Annotated in this window: 3 protein-coding genes; 1 reads left to right on the plus strand and 2 read right to left on the minus strand. The window is 38.9% G+C overall.

Features of this window, described 5'->3' with window-relative positions; all coding sequences use genetic code 11:
* Positions 1-329: SH3 domain-containing protein (locus tag KGY70_18190; protein ID MBS3777132.1), on the minus strand; the 329-nt coding region annotated here is incomplete at its 3' end.
* 518 nt (positions 330-847) lie between these two features.
* Positions 848-1,237, minus strand: coding sequence for a transposase (locus KGY70_18195; GenBank protein ID MBS3777133.1), 390 nt, complete (start codon positions 1,235-1,237; stop codon positions 848-850).
* A gap of 392 nt (positions 1,238-1,629) precedes the next feature.
* On the opposite strand from KGY70_18195, the gene KGY70_18200 reads away from it, so the two are divergent.
* Positions 1,630-3,762 (plus strand): HDIG domain-containing protein, encoded by a 2,133-nt coding sequence (locus KGY70_18200; protein MBS3777134.1) that lies wholly within the window; start codon positions 1,630-1,632, stop codon positions 3,760-3,762.
* Positions 3,763-4,056 lie beyond the last annotated feature (294 nt).

The raw sequence follows: 4,056 nt of genomic DNA on the forward strand, positions 1-4,056 counted from the left end.
TTGTTTTCCCTGCTGAAGAAAGGAAGGATGCTGCCTGCCGGAAGGGTTAGCGGGTTATTGTCAACTGTTAGCCGGTTGAAAGGCAGATGCAGGATATAATTTGGAGAGTCAGCCATCTGGTTGATCCGGTCTTCCGTGCAGGGAAGGTAATGCCTGCTGTTGAACCAACCTTCATAAGCATCGGTACGTCTTTTGATATACATCCATTGATTGTTGACCTCAAGAACCTCAAAATCTTCTCCGAACAGCACCTGGTCGGTCATTTCGCTTTTTTTTGTCGGTGCAGCCCTCAGCGGGATCAGGGGATTTAAACAAATTCCGAATTTCATTTCATGGTTTTTGTTCAAATATAGGAAATTTATACAGGAGATGGATTGGTTGATGATTGAAGATGGAGGGAGTGTACGTAAACGTAGAAGTTTCAGAATGATTTCGCATTGATCTGGCCGGTCATCCCAGCATTAAGCGGACAACAAAATATCAGATATTAATTCTCTATTATTATCTGGTTATGATATAGTTTCATTAATAAGGTAATAAGGTTCAGGTTATGGGTGTGATTCAAGGCTACTAAAGTTTAAGATACATAAAATAAGGTTTTTAATAATATATTTCAAATATGTTAAGACCTAATGCTGATGAAGCTAATAAAAAGAAAAGGGTTTGGGAAGATTTACCGGTCAAGTAGCTTCTAAATTTGGTGGGATCGTTACTGGAATAAGATATTATAGGAAAAATCCATCAACTTGGGAATAAAATCCAGCCCGTTGCTCTTTAAAGCCTTATTTTCCTTATATTAGACCTTAGTAGGATAAAGGCCCCCTACTCCCGCATCAACCTTATTACCTTATTTACCGCGAATTGTTTTTTGATAATGTTTTATAAACAATGCATATTCATCTGCAAAGCTCACTACCTTATGATGTTGGGATTGGTTCAAAATGTATTTGCAAACCCTGTCAATATCAGATTTTGATACAGTAAAAGCAGAACAAGATTGCTGCCATGCAAAATGTCCCCTTGTAAGAATATTTTCATTTATAAAATTTTCTGAGCTATCCGCAACAATATTTGCCAGTTTTTGCTCTGAAATACCGGGATCACGGGAAACCAGGAAATGCACATGCTCGGGATTGGCATGAATTGCATACATCCTAGAAGCATGGTTATTGACTATCCCGGTCATGTACTTTTCGATACGGATACGATTTTCCTCTCTTATGAGGGATTCACGCATTAATGTTGTAAATATAAAATGCGTGTACAAATTGTTAAATTCTACCTTCATGGCAATAAGATAATAAGGTCAATGACTGAGACGGTACTTCATAGCCGCTATGGTTAAAGATATAAAAATATGGTTTTCATCAATTATTTGCAAATCTTTTACATCAGTATTCAAAAAAGGAGTTATCACATATTGAAAAATTTAAATTTTAAAACCTTATTCGTTCTATTTTAAACCTTAAGGATCCACCATCCCGCACCAACCTTATTACCTTATTCCCCCGAACAAAATCAACCATTGAACAATGAAGATTTTATTTAGTTATACCGGTCTGAAAAAAAAGCATACCGTAACAAAATTTTTACTTTTGTAGAGTTAATTTTGAATTAATCCGGAAGGGTATGAGAAAGCTTTTTTCTTTTGTAAAGGATAAATACAGCAACATCTTCAACGGCGTGTTGTTCATGCTTACCATCGCAATTGTTGTTGGTTTTTTGCCCAGGGAAGGCAAATTCAAGTATGAGTTTAAAAGAGGAAAACCCTGGATGCATGAAACTTTGATTGCTCCTTTCGATTTTCCTATATATAAAAGCCAGCAACAGATAAAGTATGAGCGGGACAGCATACTGGAAAATTTCAGGCCCTATTTTCGTTACGACAGTACGATCCATAAAAGACAGTTAGAGCAATTTACAGAAACATACAATGCAAGGCTAAAGGAAGTTTTCCACGAAAAATATACGGGAGATGAGCTAAAAGAAGCTTATACAAACAGCAATTTTGAAAAAAGGACCCAGCGATTTTATAATTATGTCCTGGAGTTGTTCAGAGATGTATATGGCAAAGGTATTGTGGAGGTTCCGGAAGTTTATGGCAATCTGGATCAGGATTCGGAAATTGTACTTATAGAGGATAATCTGGCTGAAGAACATCAATACTCCGAATTCTATGATCAGAAAGAGGCATATAAATATGTGATCAGCCATGTGGAACAGTACGTGGAGGATTTGAATTTACAAGACGACAAACAGGCGGATTTTTATGAAGATTTGAATTTTTACGATTTTATTAAGCCCAATGTGCTCTATGATCAGGAAACCTCTCAGAAAGTAAGACAAAGCATGCTTGAGAATGTATCCATTACAAAAGGGATGGTTCAGGCAGGAGAGCGGATTGTCTCTGAGGGAGAAGTGGTGGATTCCACAGCCTACCGGATATTGGAATCCCTGCAAAGAGAATATGAACAGCGGCTGGGCGAAGATTATCAATATGAGATCATTTTTCTGGGACAGTTTATTTTTGTATTCGCCGCAATATTTGTCCTGTATTTGTTCCTGTATCATTTCCGGTTTGAAATCCTTCAGGACAGTATGAAAACGCTGTTCATTCTTCTGCTGGTGATTCTTATGGTTTTTGTTTCCAGCTATACTGTAAAACTGAGGCCTGAAGTATTCTATATCATCCCATTTGCAATTTTACCCATTATCATCCGCTCATTCTATGATGCAAGATTGGCATTATTCATCCATATCATTACAATAATGTTGATTGCATCATTCGCTCCTCATAGTTTTGAGTTTATATTCCTGAATTTTATTGCAGGAATTGTTGCGATTTTTAGTCTCACCAGCCTGAGCCGCCGCGGAAAGCTATTCTTATCGGCCGCTATGGTGGTGGTCAGCTATATTTTTGTGTATTTTGGTATCTCAATCACCCAGGGGGGGAATATAGAAGCAGTGAATTGGGTGAATGTAGGGTATTTCGGCATCAATGGCGCTCTGGTGCTTGCTTCTTATCCCTTGATTTTTGTCTTTGAAAAGACTTTTGGCTTCCTTTCGGATGTGACCCTTATGGAACTTTCTGATACCAACCAGCCGTTATTGCGAAGGTTATCCGAACAAGCCCCGGGTACTTTCCAGCATTCCATGCAAGTGGCAAGTCTGGCGGAAACTGCCGCTTATCAGATCGGCGGCAACACATTATTGGTGCGTACAGGAGCGCTGTACCACGATATCGGTAAGATGAAAAATCCCATCTATTTTATAGAGAATCAGGATACCGATTTTAACCCCCATCAGCAATTGGAATTCCGGGAAAGCGCCAAAATAATTATCAACCACGTTAAGCAAGGGGTTGAATATGCTTCCCGCTATAAGTTGCCCGGTCCCATTGTGGATTTCATCCGTACCCATCATGGTACTACAAGGGTACATTATTTTTACAAGAAGTATCTACAGGAATACAACGAGGATGAAGTGGATGAATCGCAATTTACCTATCCCGGCCCCAAGCCCTTCTCCAAGGAGATGGCTGCGCTGATGATGGCAGACGCTGTGGAAGCTGCTTCCCGAAGTTATAGCCATCTGGATGAAAAGACAATTAATAATCTGGTCGATCAGATTATTGATTCCCAGCTAAATGGAGGTCAGTTTGAGAATGTTGACGTTACTTTCCGGGAGATTACCATCATACGGGGTATCTTCAAGAAGAAACTGCAGAATTTTTACCACGCAAGAATTAAATATCCTAAATGAGAAGTTGGCAATTCGCAAAAAATCAGTTGACAATTTCAAATGCCCTTATTGTTAGTCTAATACGTAATTCTTGGATAGGTGTTGGAGTTTAAGCTATCAATTTGTCATAAAATGATATTTGGGTAAATCTGATGCTTCAAGAATGAATCCCCGGCCAACCTGTTATTTTAGATCTTTATAGCAGAACCACCAGTCGTAACAGTTGGTTAGATCCCTTCTTTTATCTGCGGTATTAACATCTGCAGCAGGAGGAATGATGCCCTTTTCTCCGATCAGTTCATTTTCCGGCCAGTC

The organism is Bacteroidales bacterium, assembly GCA_018334875.1.
GTDB lineage: Bacteria > Bacteroidota > Bacteroidia > Bacteroidales > UBA12077 > JAGXLC01.

Coding starts and splice junctions, on each gene's coding strand:
- KGY70_18195 (MBS3777133.1), bottom strand. CDS start 1,237: ATGCGTGAATCCCTCATAAGAGAGGAAAATCGTATCCGTATCGAAAAG.
- KGY70_18200 (MBS3777134.1), top strand. CDS start 1,630: ATGAGAAAGCTTTTTTCTTTTGTAAAGGATAAATACAGCAACATCTTC.